This window comes from Nitrobacter sp. JJSN (genome assembly GCF_051912485.1).
Classification (GTDB): Bacteria; Pseudomonadota; Alphaproteobacteria; order Rhizobiales; family Xanthobacteraceae; genus Nitrobacter.
Window position 1 is genome coordinate 2,051,043 of record NZ_CP196822.1, and the last position, 16,631, is coordinate 2,067,673.

General features: G+C 60.4%; 19 protein-coding genes and 1 tRNA gene. 8 read left to right on the top strand and 12 right to left on the bottom strand.

The annotated features are described in order from the left end of the window. Window positions 1–58: 58 nt before the first annotated feature. The 3 genes from ACSZOQ_RS10240 to ACSZOQ_RS10250 form a co-directional block, all read right to left on the bottom strand. Window positions 59–487 (bottom strand): twin-arginine translocation pathway signal, encoded by a 429-nt coding sequence (locus ACSZOQ_RS10240; RefSeq protein ID WP_439922434.1) that lies wholly within the window; start codon window positions 485–487, stop codon window positions 59–61. Between the two features lie 110 nt (window positions 488–597). Further along, window positions 598–1,854 (bottom strand): aminopeptidase, encoded by a 1,257-nt coding sequence (locus ACSZOQ_RS10245; protein ID WP_439922436.1) that lies wholly within the window; start codon window positions 1,852–1,854, stop codon window positions 598–600. A gap of 21 nt (window positions 1,855–1,875) precedes the next feature. Beyond that, window positions 1,876–1,964, bottom strand: a tRNA-Leu gene (locus tag ACSZOQ_RS10250). Window positions 1,965–2,172: 208 nt separating this feature from the next. Between ACSZOQ_RS10250 and ACSZOQ_RS10255 the strand changes: the two genes are divergently transcribed. After that, window positions 2,173–2,565 (top strand): hypothetical protein, encoded by a 393-nt coding sequence (locus ACSZOQ_RS10255; protein WP_439922438.1) that lies wholly within the window; start codon window positions 2,173–2,175, stop codon window positions 2,563–2,565. A gap of 7 nt (window positions 2,566–2,572) precedes the next feature. Here ACSZOQ_RS10255 and ACSZOQ_RS10260 read toward each other — a convergent pair whose 3' ends face one another. The 6 genes from ACSZOQ_RS10260 to ACSZOQ_RS10285 form a co-directional block, all read right to left on the bottom strand. Further along, complete coding sequence (locus ACSZOQ_RS10260; RefSeq protein ID WP_439922440.1) at window positions 2,573–3,178, bottom strand: 2-hydroxychromene-2-carboxylate isomerase; 606 nt, start codon at window positions 3,176–3,178, stop codon at window positions 2,573–2,575. 139 nt (window positions 3,179–3,317) lie between these two features. After that, window positions 3,318–3,947, bottom strand: coding sequence for a hypothetical protein (locus ACSZOQ_RS10265; RefSeq protein WP_439922441.1), 630 nt, complete (start codon window positions 3,945–3,947; stop codon window positions 3,318–3,320). A gap of 140 nt (window positions 3,948–4,087) precedes the next feature. Continuing rightward, window positions 4,088–4,591, bottom strand: coding sequence for a xanthine phosphoribosyltransferase (gene gpt / locus ACSZOQ_RS10270; protein WP_439922442.1), 504 nt, complete (start codon window positions 4,589–4,591; stop codon window positions 4,088–4,090). A gap of 119 nt (window positions 4,592–4,710) precedes the next feature. Next, entirely contained in the window at window positions 4,711–5,451 is a 741-nt protein-coding gene (locus ACSZOQ_RS10275) for a competence/damage-inducible protein A (RefSeq protein WP_439922443.1), read from the bottom strand. A 123-nt stretch (window positions 5,452–5,574) separates the two neighbouring features. Then, window positions 5,575–6,795 carry an MFS transporter gene (locus ACSZOQ_RS10280; protein WP_439922444.1) on the bottom strand — a complete coding sequence of 407 codons (1,221 nt, stop codon included), beginning with the start codon at window positions 6,793–6,795 and terminating at the stop codon, window positions 5,575–5,577. Window positions 6,796–7,019: 224 nt separating this feature from the next. After that, window positions 7,020–7,319 carry an usg protein gene (locus ACSZOQ_RS10285; RefSeq protein WP_439922445.1) on the bottom strand — a complete coding sequence of 100 codons (300 nt, stop codon included), beginning with the start codon at window positions 7,317–7,319 and terminating at the stop codon, window positions 7,020–7,022. A gap of 425 nt (window positions 7,320–7,744) precedes the next feature. Here ACSZOQ_RS10285 and groES point away from each other — a divergent pair, with 425 nt between their 5' ends. From groES to ACSZOQ_RS10300, 3 genes are all read left to right on the top strand, one after another. Continuing rightward, complete coding sequence (groES, locus tag ACSZOQ_RS10290) at window positions 7,745–8,062, top strand: co-chaperone GroES (RefSeq protein ID WP_439922446.1); 318 nt, start codon at window positions 7,745–7,747, stop codon at window positions 8,060–8,062. 174 nt (window positions 8,063–8,236) lie between these two features. Then, window positions 8,237–9,877, top strand: a complete 1,641-nt coding sequence (groL, locus tag ACSZOQ_RS10295) for a chaperonin GroEL (protein ID WP_439922447.1) — start codon at window positions 8,237–8,239, stop codon at window positions 9,875–9,877. Between the two features lie 307 nt (window positions 9,878–10,184). Next, on the top strand, window positions 10,185–11,447 hold the full coding sequence (locus ACSZOQ_RS10300; protein ID WP_439922448.1) for a hypothetical protein: 1,263 nt from the start codon (window positions 10,185–10,187) through the stop codon (window positions 11,445–11,447). 68 nt (window positions 11,448–11,515) lie between these two features. On the opposite strand, the gene ACSZOQ_RS10305 is transcribed toward ACSZOQ_RS10300, so the two are convergent. After that, window positions 11,516–11,767, bottom strand: coding sequence for a hypothetical protein (locus ACSZOQ_RS10305; RefSeq protein WP_439922449.1), 252 nt, complete (start codon window positions 11,765–11,767; stop codon window positions 11,516–11,518). 64 nt (window positions 11,768–11,831) lie between these two features. Here ACSZOQ_RS10305 and ACSZOQ_RS10310 point away from each other — a divergent pair, with 64 nt between their 5' ends. From ACSZOQ_RS10310 to ACSZOQ_RS10320, 3 genes are all read left to right on the top strand, one after another. Beyond that, the gene (locus tag ACSZOQ_RS10310; protein ID WP_439922450.1) at window positions 11,832–12,158 is read left to right on the top strand and encodes a hypothetical protein; all 327 of its coding nucleotides are present in this window, start codon (window positions 11,832–11,834) and stop codon (window positions 12,156–12,158) included. After that, window positions 12,155–12,424 (top strand): hypothetical protein, encoded by a 270-nt coding sequence (locus tag ACSZOQ_RS10315; RefSeq protein ID WP_439922451.1) that lies wholly within the window; start codon window positions 12,155–12,157, stop codon window positions 12,422–12,424. The genes ACSZOQ_RS10310 and ACSZOQ_RS10315 overlap by 4 nt, the downstream gene beginning before the upstream one ends. 191 nt (window positions 12,425–12,615) lie before the next feature. Beyond that, on the top strand, window positions 12,616–12,846 hold the full coding sequence (locus ACSZOQ_RS10320; protein WP_439922452.1) for a DUF1488 family protein: 231 nt from the start codon (window positions 12,616–12,618) through the stop codon (window positions 12,844–12,846). A 30-nt stretch (window positions 12,847–12,876) separates the two neighbouring features. Here ACSZOQ_RS10320 and ACSZOQ_RS10325 read toward each other — a convergent pair whose 3' ends face one another. Both ACSZOQ_RS10325 and ACSZOQ_RS10330 read right to left on the bottom strand, forming a co-directional pair. Further along, on the bottom strand, window positions 12,877–14,376 hold the full coding sequence (locus ACSZOQ_RS10325) for a glycosyltransferase family 39 protein (RefSeq protein ID WP_439922453.1): 1,500 nt from the start codon (window positions 14,374–14,376) through the stop codon (window positions 12,877–12,879). 7 nt (window positions 14,377–14,383) lie between these two features. Continuing rightward, the gene (locus ACSZOQ_RS10330; protein WP_439922454.1) at window positions 14,384–15,514 is read right to left on the bottom strand and encodes a glycosyltransferase; all 1,131 of its coding nucleotides are present in this window, start codon (window positions 15,512–15,514) and stop codon (window positions 14,384–14,386) included. A 264-nt stretch (window positions 15,515–15,778) separates the two neighbouring features. On the opposite strand from ACSZOQ_RS10330, the gene ACSZOQ_RS10335 reads away from it, so the two are divergent. Continuing rightward, window positions 15,779–16,582, top strand: a complete 804-nt coding sequence (locus ACSZOQ_RS10335; protein WP_439922455.1) for a DUF72 domain-containing protein — start codon at window positions 15,779–15,781, stop codon at window positions 16,580–16,582. Window positions 16,583–16,631: the final 49 nt, after the last annotated feature.

A 16,631-nucleotide genomic window follows, 5' to 3' on the forward strand; every position in this document is an offset into this window, starting at 1 on the left:
CGCGAACCGGTATCCATCCTCAAGTCGAGCCCGAGGACGTGCTTCGCTCGAAAACGCTCTAGTAAGCGGCGCTGCCGGAACGCCTCGATGGCGGCGCAACGCGCGGGCTACTCGCCACCGGGGCTGCGGTTGCTGCCGCCTCATGACACTTGTTCCGCTGCCATTCCTCTTCGGCGAGCTTGGCGGACGCGCGAGTGGTAATGTAGTCGTTGCGATACGCCACCTCGGCAACGACGGTGCCGGCGGCGCCGGTATGAGCCTTGTCGATCAGCTTCTGCAACTCGGCCGTGCGCGCCGCCAAAGACTTGCGCTGCGCGTCGAGCTGCGGGCAGTCATAGAGTTCGTATTTCGCAGGATCGACGAACGCCCCCGAGACGGCACCGTCGCCGAGGTTGGCGCAACCGCCAAGACTACCGCCCGCGATCAGCAGCGCGGTCGCGGCGGCTAGCAGCCGCGGACGGCGATTGTTGACGATGCGGTCCGACATGGTCCCCTGTTCAGGCCGACTTCATTGAAGCTGCGTAAAGCACCCGATCGAAGCTGCGTAAAGCACCGGCTCGTGACCGCATTGAGGCCGCCGGGTCAGGTGAACGCAGCTTATGCCCACTCGCCTTTACGGAAGACAGGAACGCGGCGGCCGTCGCTGGTGATGCCATCGATATCGGTCTCGCCGGATCCGATCATCCAGTCGATGTGAATGAAGCTCTTGTTGCCGCCTTGCGCCGCGATCTGATCTTGCGACAGTTTTGCACCGTCGACGAAGCACTTCGAATAGCATTGACCGAGCGCGATGTGACAGGCTGCGTTCTCGTCGAACAGCGTATTGTAGAACAACAGGCCGCTCTTCGAAATCGGCGAGGAATGCGGCACCAGCGCGACCTCGCCGAGCCGTCGCGCGCCCTCGTCCGTATCCAGCACCTTGTTCAGCACGTCCGCGCCGCGCGACGCCTTGGCCTCGACGATACGGCCCCGCTCAAAGCGCACCGCAATCTCGTCGATCAGCGTCCCCTGGTACGACAGCGGCTTGGTGCTGCGGACGTGGCCCTCAACCCGCAATGCATGCGGCGTCGTGAACACCTCCTCGGTCGGAATGTTCGGATTGCAGACGATGCCGTTTTTCGCTGTGGAAGCGCCGCCCACCCATTCATGGCCGTCCGCAAGACCGACCGTCAGGTCTGTGCCGGGCCCGGAGTAATGCAGGGCATGGAAGCGCTGGCCGTTCAACCAGTCAGTGCGCCGACGCGAAGCGGCGTTGTGAGCGGTCCAGTTCGCGATCGGATTATCGTTGTCGACGCGCGAGGCGGAAAAAATCGCGTCCGCAAGTTTCGCAACCGCGCCATCCGCGCTGTCGTCCGGAAACATCAGTTGCGCCCACGCCGTGCCCGGATAAGCAACGATATTCCAATTGACGTCGAAGCCGACAATTTTCTCGAGCGCCGGCTGGTAGGCCATGGAGTTCGCCTTGTTGGCGCGAGCGACTTTCGCAGCATCCTCGCCCGACAGCAGCATGGGATTGTCGCCAACGACGGCGAGCCGTGCGGTATTGGCCGTAAACGCTTTCGCCATGCCCTCATAAAGCCAGCCAGCGGCTCGATCGAAACTCGCATCCGCCCCGAACCTGTAGCGCGACAGCGTGATGTCTTCATCGGAGAAGAACGGCGTCACCAGTCCCGCGCCAGCCTTGTAAGCATGCTCGGCAATCCTACGCACCAGCGGCAGCGCTGCGGCGGGCGCGGTGATCAGCAGGTCCTGCCCCGGCGCGAGCTGCAGGCCCACCTTGACCGCAACTTCGGCGAGACGATCCAGCTTCACCGGATCGATCGGCGTGGTAATATTGCGCTGATGTTGGGTCATGCGAACACTTCCTGAAGCAAATGGTGCGGGCAGCCGGACTCGAACCGGCACAGCTCTTGCGAGCCGAGGGATTTTAAGTCCCTTGCGTCTACCGATTTCGCCATGCCCGCGCGCATTTCTTTTCAAACACTTAGATAGGAAATGCAATGGCAGGACACCCCTCGTGTTTGCAAAATACGTTCATCTCCCGTCTCCGGAAGCCGAGCGAGCGCAAGGAAAAACGGCGCAAGATCCACAAACAGGTTGACCTGCCTATTGCATTCGCGATCGTCGAAGTATTTTTCACGGCCTGATTGAGATGACGCTGGAGACGGCCCGATGACCTCGAGTGACGACGTGGACACGCTGGTGGAGAGGTTGCGGCAGGACGCCGAAATGCTCAAGGACGGCTATCAGCGCAACCTCACCGAACTTTGGCACGGCGTTGTCGTGAAGGATGCAGCGAAGGCTTGTGCGGCGGCCGCCGACCTCCTCGAATCGCAGGCCGAGGCGCTAAGAAACGCTGCGGCGGAATGGGATGCGCTGGATCAATCTCACCGATCGATCGGCGAGCAACTCGGCCGGGAAGGCCGACGTCGTATTGCCGCCGAAACCAGGCTGAAGGAAGCCGAGAAAATGATCGAGCTGGTCGCAGCGATGCAAAGTGACAACTCCGAGCATGTCGGGTTGGTGATGCGCGCCCGCGCGTTTCTCAATCCAAGGAAGACGTAAGGGCGCATCATGCGGCCTTCTTCCGCTGCAGCGCCTCGCGGATCAGTGGCAAGCGGTCATTGCCGAAATACATGTCAGTTTTGTTCAGGAAGATCGTCGGTGACCCGAACGCGCCGCGCGTGATCGCTTCGTCGGTGTTGGCCTTGAGTTCGTTCTTGATGCCTTCATCGCCGATGCCGGTCAGAAGCTTTTCCGGATCGATCTGGAGCGATTTGCAAATCTCGGCCAGCACCGTCTCGCGCGATATATCCTTGTCATCGCGCCAATAGGCTTCGAACACCGACCTGGCGAACGGCACCATCGCATCGTTGCCGAGCCAGAGACAGCCGCGCATGGCCTTGACACTGTTCACCGGAAACACCGTCGGCGGCATTTTGATTACCAGGCCCGCCAACCGCGCCCAATCCGCGAGATCTTTCCGCATGTAACGGACTTTGGGCGCCACGGGGTGTTCCCGCGAGGCATAGACGCTCGGGTTGATGGTATTGAATATCCCGCCGACCAAAATCGGCCGCCACGAGATCTTCTCACCGAACTCCTTCGCCAGCGGCTGAATGTTGTGAAAGGCAAGATAGGTCCAGGGACTGGAGCAGTCGAAGAAGAATTCGATCATAAGCGAGCGTCCTCTATTTCGTCTGATCGGCTTGGCCCGGCCATTGGTGCCTTGTCAACTATCGCTCAAGACAAATGTGGGTGCCAACAAAGACTCTGCATCATGATGTCGATCATAAGGCATGCCACATGCTGTCCTGCTACGGCGCCGAGCCCATTGCACTCCCATGCAGTAATGCGTGATAACCGGATTGCAACGCCCGCACCAAGGACGGTGGCGTGATCAGCCGCGCGTCGGCGAGCAACGAGTTCGCCTCGCGATAACCGTCGAAGGTCCACAGCAGCGGCCGTGCGCCCGCGATCAAATAGTTCTCGCCGCCCGCCTGCACCATCGCGCCATCGGGTAATTTGTTGAGCGGCATCGTCAGCGGATGCAGCCGCTTCGTCCGACCCTCGAGCCGTTCCGCATGAAGCACCGCGTCGATATCGGGCGCGCGCGCGTTGCCGACGCGATTGCCGCGCTCCCATGCGGTACGAAACGCATTGGCATCCGCGCGACGGCAATAAAAACACGGGCGATGCCCCGCCGCAAACGCCGTCGCCTCGTCGAGGAAGAACAGCTCGGTCCAGCTCCGCTTTGCCATCACATCGCGGCGACGGCCACGGAACTCGCAGACGCAGACAATCCAGGCTTTTGTGGTCCAGCGCCGCTTCAGCAGCGTCCGCGTCGCCGGATCGTGAATGATGCCGCGGTTGCCGATGAAGGTTCCGCGCTGCGGCATCGCGACGATGTCGCCTAAAGGCGTGACACGGTTTTGCAGGGGATGCATTGCGTGGTGCCTCGCAACTATCCTTCCCGTCATTCCGGAAGCCGCTGTCCGAAATCCATAACCACGGCGGGGAGTATGGATTCCGGGTTCGGTTGTTTTACTCGCGCCCCGGAATGACGATCAAGGGTTAGTTCCAAAAATCACGCCGCGCCGTCACGCAACGGCGGAGCGAAGGCAAGACCGAGATCCCACGGGAAATAAATCCAGGTGTCCTGCGAGACCTCGGTGATGAACGTATCGACCAGCGGCTTGCCGAGCGGCTTGGCGTAGACGGTGGCGAAATGCGCATCTGGGATCATGGCACGCACCACCCGCGCGGTCGCGCCGGTATCGACGAGGTCGTCCACAATCAGGAGCCCCTTTCCGGTGCCGCCACCGAGCTTCGCGGTTGCATCGGAAATGCCCTTCAGCACCTTCAAGTCGCTTTTCCGGGTGTGGTCGTAGCTCGCGATACACACCGTGTCGATAACGCGGACACCGAGTTCGCGCGCCACGATCGCCGCAGGCACAAGGCCGCCGCGGGTGATGGCGACCACCGCATGGAACGGTCCGGTTTCGTTCAGCCGCCAGGTCAGCGCCCGGCAGTCGCGGTGGAACTGGTCCCAGGACACCGGAAAGGCCTTGTCGGGAATCTTGTTTGTCACTTGGTATTTTCCTCGTCACGGGCCGCGAGCGCCTCTCTTGGAGCGCGTGAGCCGGACAATCGAGTCATCCTATCCGGCCTGCGCGCGAGCGACGCACAGCCGGAAAAACGAAAATCGGTTTACAGCGTCGCCTTGAGCCCCGCCAGCATTGCCTTTACCGCGTCCACCGCTGCCGTCAGTTTGGCCTGATCGCGCGAGCGCACCACAAGGCTCGTGTTCGGCTTGCCGTTCTCGTCGAGGAACGGATAGCTGCCGATGGTGGTGTCTGGATGCGCCTCGGCGATCGCGCGCAGCGGCGTGCCGATGTCGCCCTCGCGGCAATCGCCGCGCACCGATTCCGACAGCATCCGCTCGCCCGCCTGCAGCGTCGGCGCAATGATATCCATCATCGCCTGCATGATCGATGGCACTCCCGCCATGACGATGACGTTGCCGATCCTGAAACCGGGCGCCAGAATGGTTGCGCTCTGGATCAGTTCGGCACCAGCGGGGATGCGCGCCATGCGCAACCGCGCCTCGTTCAATTCGTCCGGATTTTTGTAACGTTCCCTGAACCGCGCCACCACCTCGGGATGATGATCAATGCCGACGCCATGGGCTTTCGCGACGCTGTCGGCGGTGATGTCGTCATGCGTCGGGCCAATGCCCCCGGTGGTGAAGACGTAGGTGTACCGGGAGCGAAGCGCGTTCAGCGCCGCGACAATGTCGGCTTCATCGTCAGCAACAATGCGAGCCTCCTTGAGGTCGATTCCGATATTCGTCAAGTAATCCGCGATGAAGCCGATGTTCTTGTCCTTGGTCCGTCCGGACAGGATTTCGTCGCCTATCACCAGAACGCCCGCGGTGATGATGTCACCCATGACCTCTCCTTGCTCTCGCCGTGAATGCATATCGCGCCGGCGCGAGCCTTGCTACCATCCCGTCAGGTCGCGAGACGCTGCGCCACGCATCAGAACATCCCGGAGCCGCATTCATTCACGCCCCTACTCTAGCCGCTCGACGTCGCGCAGCGTCGGAAATAACTTCATCCAGAAGAGCGCCACCGCGACGGTACCGACCCCTCCGAGCACAGCGGCTGGCATCGCGCCCATCAGCGCGGCAGTGACGCCGCTCTCGAACTGACCAAGTTGATTCGAGGCGTTGATGAACAGGAAATTCACCGCGCCGACGCGGCCGCGCATCGCATCCGGCGTTGCAAGTTGCACCAGCGAGAGGCGGATCACGACGCTGACGGTGTCCGCAGCACCCATGATCGCGAGCGCCAGCAGCGACAGCCACAACCACCACGACAGCGCGAACACCACCGTCGCAGCGCCAAACACGATCACCGCCTGGAACATTCGCATTCCGACCCGGCGATTGATGTTGTGGCGCGCGAGCACTATCGTCATCAGCAGCGCGCCGACCGCCGGCGCGGCACGCAGGATTCCGAGTTCCCACGGCCCCGTATGCAGGATATCGCGGGCATAGATCGGCAGCAGCGCGGTGGCGCCGCCGAGCAGCACCGCGAACAGATCAAGCGAGATGGTGCCGAGGATCGCCGGGTTTGCCCAGACGAATTTTAAGCCGGCATAGAGATCGTCGGAGTCCGGCGACGGAATCTCGGCGGGACGATGCTCGAGCGCAACCGCGACGATCGCGAGGCCACCAATCAGCCAGCAACCGGCCATGATGATATAAGGCAGCCCCGGCGCGACCGCGTAGGCAAAGCCGCCGAGCGCGGGACCCGTGATGGTGGCAAGCTCGCCGAAGCCGCTAGAGGTGGCGGTCGCGCGTTGCAGAGTGCCGGTCGGCACCACGGCGGGCAGCAGCGCCGCCGCCGCCGGGCTTTCGAAGGCGCCGGCGGTGCCCACCACCAACATCGCGAGAAAAATCTCGGGCACCGTCAGCCAGCCAGCATAAGTACCCCACGCCAGGAACACCGCCGTCAGACCTTCAGCGATCTGACTGAGCTGCAAGACGCGCTTGCGGTCGAAGCGGTCCACCGCATGGCCCGCGACGAAAACAAGAACAGCGGCTGGAAGGAACTGGACAAGCCCGATCATGCCGAGAACGAACGGGCTGGACGTCATCTCATAGACTTGCCACCCGACCGCAACGGCGGCGACCTGGCTCGCGAATCGGGAAAACGTGCGCGCGCCAAGGAAGAACACAAAAGGTCTGTGGCGGAGCAAGGAGCCGGATTCGGCACCAACGGTGGTCATTCAGGAAAGAGCCCGATTTTGGCGTGGGGGCGGCGCGCAGCGGCTTGATATGATGCTCGGCCGTTCCGCATCTGGCAGCAAACGCGAACCTCAGTTCCCACGCGCTCGATCCGGGGTCAACACCGATCATGCTCGACGCGATGTGTGCGGCTTCGCACGACGCGGCGTGGTCGGCGCCGCATCTCATCGCAGAAGCCGGCAGCGCTCGGTTACAACGGCAACGCTCAATGCAGCCGGAACAAGCCGTCCACCGCGCGCAGTTCCGCAGGCTTGATCAGTCTCGAATGCGCGACCGTCACCGAGACCAGCGGCCCGTCGAGCTGCCTCTGCCAAAAGGCTAGGAAGTCGCACAGCACCGGGAATTTCGGAAACATGTCGTAATTCTGCCAGACGTAGCTTTGCAGCAGCCACTGCCGATCCGGCCGGCGATACAGGATCTCCGCCGTCGTCAGCCCATAACCCGCGACCTGCTTGCGGAAGTCGTCTGAAACTCCGCAAGATTGCACTTCACCCTTCGAGACCATGCCAGACCTCCTTGGAGGGAGGCAGCGCTATCGGCAAAAAGTAGCGACCGGTTTTGCAGTAACGCTCCAATCCCTCGACGAACCCGCATTTTTCGGACCAGCGCCTTGACGGCCTTCGGTCCTGCTCGGGCCATAAGTAAAATGTGACGCGCGACACGCCAATCACAAGCCTAAAAGTTCAATAGAGTGTTAATTAATTCAGTGCTGGCAGCCTCTTACCGCGTCTGCTAACAATGATGCGCTTGGCGTCGGAACCGACGAACCAGCTCTGGCAGTCGCCTTCCTTGAGTGCTTAAAAAATCTGCCTCAGACCCTTGCCCGCATCCGAGAGGCGGCTTATGTCCAGACCGGTCGCGTTGGCACTCATTGGCCGCGACTGCCAAATTCAGAAATATCACCTATCGTCAGAAACTTAGGAGGACTGCATGAAATTCCGTCCGCTTCACGACCGCGTCGTGGTCAAGCGTATCGACGCCGAAGAGAAGACCGCTGGCGGCATCATCATTCCGGATACGGCTAAAGAGAAGCCCTCGCAGGGCGAAGTCGTCGCCGTCGGCCCTGGTGGCCGTGACGAGACCGGCAAACTGATCCCGATCGATCTCAAGGTCGGCGACAAGGTGCTGTTCGGCAAGTGGTCGGGCACTGAGGTCAAGATCGACGGCCAGGACCTCCTCATCATGAAAGAGTCCGACATCATGGGCGTTCTCAGCGACGCCGCTCCCGCCAAGAAGAAAGCCGCGTAACTCGCCTTGCTCCGTCATCCTGAGGAGCCGGCGCAGCCGGCGTCTCGAACGGTGAAGCACAAGCTTCTTCGTCATCCTTCGCGGCTCGCCGCGAGAGCAGTTTGCTCCTCACAGCCAAACGAAGTCGTTCGGCGAGGATGACGGGATCCGAAACACTTAAAGGAACAACCCAACATGTCAGCCAAAGATGTCAAATTCGGCGTTGACGCCCGCGACAGGATGCTGCGCGGCGTCGATATTCTCGCCAACGCTGTAAAGGTCACGCTCGGTCCGAAGGGCCGCAACGTCGTGCTCGACAAGTCGTTCGGCGCGCCCCGCATTACCAAGGACGGCGTCACCGTCGCCAAGGAGATCGAGCTTGACGACAAGTTCGAGAACATGGGCGCGCAGATGGTGCGCGAAGTCGCCTCCAAGTCCGCGGATGCTGCCGGCGACGGCACCACCACCGCGACGGTTCTGGCGGCTGCGATCGTGAAGGAAGGCGCCAAGTCGGTCGCCGCCGGCATGAACCCGATGGACTTGAAGCGCGGCATCGACCTCGCGGTCGAAGCCGTGGTCGCCGATCTCGTCAGGAACTCCAAGAAGGTCACCTCGAACGAGGAAATCGCCCAGGTCGGCACCATCTCCGCCAACGGAGATTCCGAAATCGGCAAGTTCCTCGCCGACGCCATGAAGAAGGTCGGCAACGAGGGCGTCATCACGGTTGAAGAAGCCAAGTCGCTCGAGACCGAACTCGACGTCGTCGAGGGCATGCAGTTCGACCGCGGCTATATCTCCCCCTACTTCGTCACCAACGCCGAAAAGATGCGCGTTGAGATGGACGACGCCTACATCCTGATCAACGAGAAGAAGCTCTCCTCGCTGAACGAACTGCTGCCGTTGCTCGAGGCCGTGGTGCAGACCGGCAAGCCGCTGGTCATCGTCGCGGAAGACGTCGAAGGCGAGGCGCTTGCCACGCTCGTGGTCAACCGGCTTCGTGGGGGCCTCAAGGTTGCCGCCGTCAAGGCACCGGGCTTCGGCGATCGCCGCAAGGCCATGCTGCAGGACATCGCCATCCTAACCGGCGGTCAGGCGATCAGCGAAGATCTCGGCATCAAGCTTGAGAACGTCACGCTGCAGATGCTCGGCCGCGCCAAGAAGGTGATGATCGACAAGGAGAACACCACCATCGTCAACGGCGCCGGCAAGAAGGCCGACATCGAGGCGCGCGTGAACCAGATCAAGGCGCAGATTGAGGAAACCACCTCGGACTACGACCGCGATAAGCTGCAGGAGCGTCTCGCCAAGCTCGCCGGCGGCGTCGCGGTGATCCGCGTCGGCGGCGCGACCGAGATCGAGGTGAAGGAGCGCAAGGATCGCGTGGACGACGCGATGCATGCGACCCGCGCCGCGGTCGAGGAAGGCATCGTGCCGGGCGGCGGCGTCGCCCTGCTCCGCGCCTCCGAGCAGCTCAAGCGCATCAAGACCCAGAACGACGACCAGAAGACCGGCGTCGAGATCGTGCGCAAGGCGCTGTCCGCGCCGGCCCGCCAGATCGCGATCAACGCGGGCGAGGACGGCAGCGTCATCGTCGGCAAGATCCTCGAGAAGGAGCAGTATTCCTACGGCTTCGACTCGCAGACCGGCGAATACGGCAACCTGATCACCAAGGGCATCATCGACCCGACCAAGGTCGTGCGCACCGCGATCCAGAACGCCGCGTCGGTCGCTTCGCTCCTCATCACCACCGAGGCGATGGTTGCTGAGCTGCCGAAGAAGAACGCGGGTGGTCCGGCGATGCCTCCGGGCGGCGGCATGGGCGGCATGGATTTCTGATCCACGCTTCTCAGTCAATTACGAAATGCAAAACCCCGGCAGCGATGCCGGGGTTTTTGTTGAACACAACGGCCAGATCGCCGCTCGGCGCATATTGCAATATTTTCCAAAATTCTACTCTATGGTGCCTGATTGTGGGGAGGTTCCACTTGAAGATAGAATCAAAAAAGCGCGCGTTGGATAAAATCTACAAGCGACGTGATCGATACGAAATTCCGGACTGGCAGAGAGAGGAGGTTTGGCCAAAATCAAAGAAGCAACTTCTAATCGACAGTAATTTGAAGTCGTAGACGGCCAACAGCGACTAATGACCATATTTGAATTCTTTGACAATAAGCTCACGGTTTCAAGCGGACGAGACGCTAAAGCTCTCACTTATCGCGAGCTCCCTTCCCATCTCTCAGACGCCTTTGATGACTTTGAGATTGAATATGACGAAATATCGGATGCGTCCGATACCGAACTAAAGCAATATTTTCAGCGGCTGCAAAATGGCCTGCCATTATCCAGCAGTGAAAAACTTAACTCAGTGCATAGCTCCCTTCGTAATTTTTGCCGCGAACTTGCCAAGCATGAATTCTTCGTAAGCAAAGTCAACTTTTCGAACAAAAGGTATGCACACTTCGATGTCGCATCGAAGGTCGTCACCATCGAAGTTGAAGGCATCGAAACAGGACTACGTTTCGATGACATCAAGGAAGTATTTGAGAATCAAACAACCTTCTCGGCCCAATCCGCTGTAGGAAAACGGTTGAGGCAGACCTTTGTCTATCTCGACCGATCATTTTCCACGAAAGGTCTTGAACTTAGGAATCGAACATTTGTTCAATCAATAGCATCACTCGCATCGGTGATCGTTCGCTCCGGCAACTTCGTTGGCACCGAACAAAAATTTCGAAACTTTATCGCGGCTTTTGCGAAGGAGCTCTCTCGACAAGTCGAGATGGGTCTCGACGCCACTGATGGGGATTACATTCAATTCCAACGCTCAGTAAACGCCAACGTCAAAGGCGCCGCTAAAACACGACAAACGATATTATTGAGAAAAATGCTCCAGTTTGATCCGAGTTTTCTTGATATCTTAGGTCCTTCTGTTGTTGCAGCAAGTGGACTGACGCAGGAGGCTAAACGTTTAGCGGAAATGATTGGCTCTCTAGTGGAATCGCTGAATGAACACTTTTCAGCGAGTGCTGGGACCGATCTCATCAAGCCAACAAACAAAACGATGGGTGCCTTGAGAAGCCTCGCTAAACCTGTAAAAAACTATTCCGACTACAAAGAATTTATAAGCAACCTCTATTTCGTCTTTTGGGAGGGAACGGGAAATAGATTGAAAGGAAAAATTCCAACTTCGTTTAACGACATAAACACCCTGAGGACCGATCTCCAGCACGATCTAGACCATGGAAAACAGAAGAAAGTAGCTGCCAAGCGCAAGCGTTCTTCTACCACATTCAAGAAATATGCGAGCTCGTCGACGCCAAGGACGGCCGCTCCTGAGAATTTCCCCATGCTTCAAGTGGGAATCTTAAACCAGATTGAGAAAGACCTACATTCGCTGATCTCTTGACATTTTCGAGGTGCGCTTTGCGATCGTAACGGTGCGCCGGACGGCGAATAGAGATAAGCGCAGCTACTTCAACTCCTCCAGCAACGGCTCCAGCACATCGCCCTTGGGGGCTGGCACCACGCGTCGATCTCGAAGGTGTCGACCGTCAGCGGTCCGCGCTCGCGTTCGCGCGTTGCAACCTTCTCGACGTGATTGAAATCTCGCGCGGCTCCTGGCCACTTATCCGATCCGTCATCGACGTAAAGCAGTTTGCCTGCAAGCTGGTCCGCTCCCGGCTGCGAAGCATTGATCCAGCGAATGCGCTCGAAACGTTGCGCCACGATAAACGCAGTCTTCCTTTACAAGTGGCGACAAAGCCTGCCGATACAAGGCCTTCGCCGCACGATGACGCGGTTCGCGCTGCCTTCAGCTGAAAAGTTATCGTTAGTCAGCCAGGCTGAAAGAGCGCACTATCAGCAGATGTTCAACTATGACGCCAGCGCAGATCTTTACACAAAACGTTCCGGCATGCGGGTGCACCGGAAGACGACGTACCGGCGCTTCTCAACTGCGGCCGACGCGATTCACTTCGCCGTCGAGCACCTGTCGCCCGAACTGCTTCGGAATGCATTGCTTGAAGTCGGCGAAGAGCGGTTTACCGCGGACCAGATTCGCAGCCTCTATGACGACACCACGTTTCCATTACAGCGAAACATCCGGGGCGGATCATGACGACGCGAACACGGCGGGAAACAGTTTACTTCAAACATCCCTTCAATATGAAGGGCATCGATCGTCTGCTGCCCGCCGGCCCTTACGAGATCGTCACCGACGATGAGATGATCGAGGGATTGTCGTTTCCCTGCTTTCGCCGCGTCGCTACCATGATCATGGTGCCGAGCGCAGCCCCGCACACCGCGGCGATGGAAATGGTGTCGATCAGTTCGGTCGAACTGTCGGACGCGCAGCGCAACGACGCAAGTATGCCACATGAGTGATCGCGGACTTCGCTAGGCTCTCCGGTGAAGATTGAAGGCGAACAGGTTCGCCTGGGTCGAACTCAGACTGCTCCGCAGCGACTCGCCGAACGTGAAATCCGGCGCCAGATATCCGGTGGGTTCGCTACAGGGAAGGAAACAATGTCATGACGCTAACACGCGGAGCTTTTCGCGGCTTCGAATTCGACCGCATGGTCCTGCTGTTCTCGATGATGAACGACAAGGTGGAAATCCCCTGCGCCATCAGCACCGACGCGCTGGACAGCCTGGAAAAAACCGGGCGCATCGCACCCGCCCAGCGCGAAGCTCAGTTCGAGCGGTTACGCGACCGGATTGAGGATTGCGCGATCCGCAAGTTCCAGAACTCGGAATTCGAGGGCAAGCCGCCCGGTCTCATCCTGCGCCGCACCGACTTTCGCTGAAGCGGCAGCGTTACATTCTGAACGGAGGACTTACGGCCGCAGCTCCGGCGGCAACGGCTCCAGCACGTCGCCCTTGGGGTCTGCCACCACGTCGATCGCGAAGGTGTCGACCGTCAGCGGTCCGCGTTTGCGTTCGAGCGTTGCAACCTTCTCGACGTGGTTGAAATACAGCGCGGGGTGCCACCACTCTTCTGAGCCGACATAGACGTAAAGCAGCTTACCGGTGAGCTGGTCCGCCTCTGGCGGCGGAGCGTTGATCCAGCGAATGCGCTCGGAATGCTGCGCCACGCAAGTGCCCTTCGGCAGATAGAACATCAGCCAGCTTGTGACGGCATAACTTTGAGCGAGCACGCAACGCGCGCCGCTTTTCGCGCGCGCGGCCTCGATGTCTGCGGCAAGCTCGCGCCAGCCGACACCGACGCTGCGCACCGAGGCATCGCGCCGATACCCCGAAAGAAGACCGGTGTTCACCTGCACCACCAGCGCCACCAGCATCGCAACGCCCACCGGCACCGCCCAGCGGCGGCAGGCATCGGCGACACGCTGACCGCGCGGCGTCCAGCGCGTGACGTCGGCAGCCACCGCCGCCGCGATCGCCAGCGCCGGATAGATCGGTCCGAACCAGTTGGCCTCCACGCGAGCGTGCAGCGAATGCCAGACGAAATAGATCCACAGCGTCCAGACCGTCGCGCTGATCAGAGTTCGCGCGGCCCGCGTGCCCTCATCGCGCCTCCACAAGACAAACAGACCCATCGCGGCGAGACCGAACACCGGCGGCGTCGCGAAGGCGATCTGCGTCGGGATCAACTCGATAATGTAGCGAAAGGTGAACTGGTCCACGCGCGCGCGGCCGAACTGCTTGACGAACGACACCCAATGGTGGTCGGCGTTCCAAATCAGGACCGGCGAGACTATCGCCAGTGCGACCAGCCCGCCGAGATAGGGCCACGGCGACCGCAGCCAGCGCCGCAACTCCGGCACGGCCAACAGCCAGATCAGGATCACCGGACCGAAGAACAGCGCAGTATATTTCGACACCAGCGCCGCGCCGACGGCCAGACCGACCGCGAGCCACCAGGCTCCGCGTCCGGTCACAAGCAGCTCGGCAAGACACAGCAGCACGAAACTTGATGCCGCCATCAGCGGCGCGTCCGGCGTCACGATCACGGTACCGGCCGCGACCATCAGCATGACGTTGAGAAGAATGGTTGCCGACGCAGCCGCGCGCTCGCTGTCAAACAGCAGCAATGTCGTGCGGTAGACCGCAAAACTCATCGGCAGCGCCAGCAGGATCGAGACCAGCCGGACGCCAAATTCTGTGTCGCCCGCGATCATGGTGCCGAGACGGATCACGATCGCCACCATCGGTGGATGATCGTAATAGCCGCCGGCCAGATGCTTCGACCATGTCCAGTAATAGGCTTCGTCGAACGTCAGCGGCGTCAGCGCCGCGAAGACGAACCGCAACGCTACCAGCGCGAGGACCGTGAGAACAACGGCGCGGACGGACCGCGTCTCGGTCAGATGCATCGCGGTGCTATCGCCTGCGCCAGACGAACAGGCTGGACACCGCATAGTTCCAGACAACGCCCATCAGCGCGCCGGCGGCGCCTGCCAGCCACCAGATCGGTTCCTGATCGTAAACCGAAAACGCGACGCCGACATTGGCCAGCAGACCAACACTGCATACCAGGTAGAAAACAATGAGACCGCGCAGGAGCCCGATCCCTTTCAGGCGCTGGTCACGGTAGGTCAGGAAATTGTTGAGCAGGAAATTACTGGTCATCGCCAGAACCGCGCCAAAGGCCTGCGAGTGCGGAAACGGCCATCGCAGCACGTCAAGCGCGACCGCCAAGCCGGCGAGATGCACGACGAGGCCGACCGATCCGACCAGTGAGAACAGCAGGAATCGTAATGAGACCACATCACGCGTCAGCTTCGCCAGCACGAGGCCGAGGAAGTCCAGCGTGACCATCGAATCCAGCTTGCTCTCGCCGTGCAGCCGCGAACCGAACGTGAAGGGGATTTCCGTGACGCGCAATTTGCCACGCGCAGTTGCAATCACGTCGAGCAGGATCTTGAAGCCCTGGATCGAAAGTTCAGGCGCGAGTTGTTCGAAGCGGTCGCGGCGGATCATGAAAAAGCCGCTCATGGGGTCGGCGATCTCGATGCGCAGCAGCCGCTTCGCGACCGAGGTTGCCAGCATGCTGAAGCCCGCGCGCTGCTTGTCGAAGCTGTCGGCGCTGCCGCCTTCGATGTAGCGGCTGCCGACCACGAGGTCGGCGGTGTCGTTTTCCAGAAGCGCGAGCATCTTCGGCAACCGGGTTTCGTCGTGCTGGAGATCGGCATCCATCACGGCGGCACACGGCGCGCTCGACGCCAGAATACCTTCGATGCAAGCGCCCGACAGGCCGCGCCGCCCTACCCGCCTGATGCAGCGAACGCGCGGATCCAACGCAGCCAGTTTCCGCACGACGTCAGAAGTGCGGTCAGGAGAATTGTCGTCGACATAAATGACCTCCCACGCGATTCCCGTCAGCGCGTCGGACAGCTTGCGATACAGCGCAACCACGTTGTCGCGCTCGTTGAAGGTCGGCACGACGACGGAAAGCTGGGGGGGGATACCGGTTGACAGCTCGACCGGCTCCGGTCTGATGGCTTGATTCATGGCGCCAGCATATATCCGTGGCGACCGCGAATGCCAAGGCAAGTGGCATCAAGGCAACCGAATCGGGCGCCGGAGCCGAACATCTTCCAAAAGCCGAAAATGTATGGAAATCAGGGCAAAAATGCCAACGACCACGAATAACGGGGCGCGCGTACATCCGGCGCAGCCGGGTTATCCCGTGGTCGTCCCGGCGATGGAGCGGGATTCACATCGCCGTTGTCATTGACATAGGTAGGACCGCAATATCCGCAAGAGGCAGGTCACATGGCAGACAAGGCAGGCAATATCTACATCGGCGTTGGCGGCTGGACCTTCGCGCCGTGGCGCGGCGTTTTCTACCCCGAGAAGCTGACGCAAGCGAAGGAACTGGCATACGCCGCTTCCAAACTCACCTCGATCGAGATCAACGGCACCTATTACGGATCGCAGAAGCCCGAAAGCTTTCGCAAGTGGGCGCGTGAGGTACCCGACGGCTTTGTGTTCTCGCTGAAAGGGCCGCGCTTCGCCACCAATCGCCGGGTACTGGCCGAGGCCGGCGATTCGGTGAGGCGCTTTTATGATTCCGGTGTGCTGGAACTGGGCGACCGTCTCGGACCGGTGCTGTGGCAGTTCGCGCCGACCAAAACATTCGACGAAGCCGATTTCGGCAAATTCCTGGAGCTGTTACCGCGGAAGCTTGAGGGGCGCGCGCTACGGCATGTGGTCGAAGTCCGCCACGACAGCTTCTGCACACCGGACTTCATCGCGCTGCTACGACAGTTTGAGGTGCCTGTGGTGTTCGCCGAGCACGGCAAGTATCCGGCGATCGCCGACATCACCGCGGATTTCGTTTACGCGCGTCTGCAGAAGGGCAACGACGAGATCAAGACCTGCTACCCTCCGAAGCAACTCGATGCCTGGGCGAAGCGACTTCAATCCTGGGCCGAAGGCGACGAGCCGGACGACCTGCCGCGCGTCGACAATGCCAAGCCGAAGCAAACACCGCGCGACGTCTTCGCCTACGTAATCCACGAGGGCAAGGTGCGCGCACCGGCAGGCGCCATGGAGCTGATCGCCCGAGTAAAATGACGGGGCTGCTACTGTCGCCGCCGCTGGATCGCGAGATCATCAAAGGCCG

Excerpts from the sequence above, each read along its gene's own strand:
- ACSZOQ_RS10240 (WP_439922434.1), bottom strand. The coding sequence starts at position 487 with ATGTCGGACCGCATCGTCAACAATCGCCGTCCGCGGCTGCTAGCCGCC.
- ACSZOQ_RS10245 (WP_439922436.1), bottom strand. The coding sequence starts at position 1,854 with ATGACCCAACATCAGCGCAATATTACCACGCCGATCGATCCGGTGAAG.
- ACSZOQ_RS10255 (WP_439922438.1), top strand. The coding sequence starts at position 2,173 with ATGACCTCGAGTGACGACGTGGACACGCTGGTGGAGAGGTTGCGGCAG.
- ACSZOQ_RS10260 (WP_439922440.1), bottom strand. The coding sequence starts at position 3,178 with ATGATCGAATTCTTCTTCGACTGCTCCAGTCCCTGGACCTATCTTGCC.
- ACSZOQ_RS10265 (WP_439922441.1), bottom strand. The coding sequence starts at position 3,947 with ATGCATCCCCTGCAAAACCGTGTCACGCCTTTAGGCGACATCGTCGCG.
- ACSZOQ_RS10275 (WP_439922443.1), bottom strand. The coding sequence starts at position 5,451 with ATGGGTGACATCATCACCGCGGGCGTTCTGGTGATAGGCGACGAAATC.
- ACSZOQ_RS10280 (WP_439922444.1), bottom strand. The coding sequence starts at position 6,795 with ATGACCACCGTTGGTGCCGAATCCGGCTCCTTGCTCCGCCACAGACCT.
- ACSZOQ_RS10285 (WP_439922445.1), bottom strand. The coding sequence starts at position 7,319 with ATGGTCTCGAAGGGTGAAGTGCAATCTTGCGGAGTTTCAGACGACTTC.
- groES (WP_439922446.1), top strand. The coding sequence starts at position 7,745 with ATGAAATTCCGTCCGCTTCACGACCGCGTCGTGGTCAAGCGTATCGAC.
- groL (WP_439922447.1), top strand. The coding sequence starts at position 8,237 with ATGTCAGCCAAAGATGTCAAATTCGGCGTTGACGCCCGCGACAGGATG.
- ACSZOQ_RS10300 (WP_439922448.1), top strand. The coding sequence starts at position 10,185 with ATGACCATATTTGAATTCTTTGACAATAAGCTCACGGTTTCAAGCGGA.
- ACSZOQ_RS10310 (WP_439922450.1), top strand. The coding sequence starts at position 11,832 with ATGACGCGGTTCGCGCTGCCTTCAGCTGAAAAGTTATCGTTAGTCAGC.
- ACSZOQ_RS10315 (WP_439922451.1), top strand. The coding sequence starts at position 12,155 with ATGACGACGCGAACACGGCGGGAAACAGTTTACTTCAAACATCCCTTC.
- ACSZOQ_RS10320 (WP_439922452.1), top strand. The coding sequence starts at position 12,616 with ATGGTCCTGCTGTTCTCGATGATGAACGACAAGGTGGAAATCCCCTGC.
- ACSZOQ_RS10325 (WP_439922453.1), bottom strand. The coding sequence starts at position 14,376 with ATGCATCTGACCGAGACGCGGTCCGTCCGCGCCGTTGTTCTCACGGTC.
- ACSZOQ_RS10330 (WP_439922454.1), bottom strand. The coding sequence starts at position 15,514 with ATGAATCAAGCCATCAGACCGGAGCCGGTCGAGCTGTCAACCGGTATC.
- ACSZOQ_RS10335 (WP_439922455.1), top strand. The coding sequence starts at position 15,779 with ATGGCAGACAAGGCAGGCAATATCTACATCGGCGTTGGCGGCTGGACC.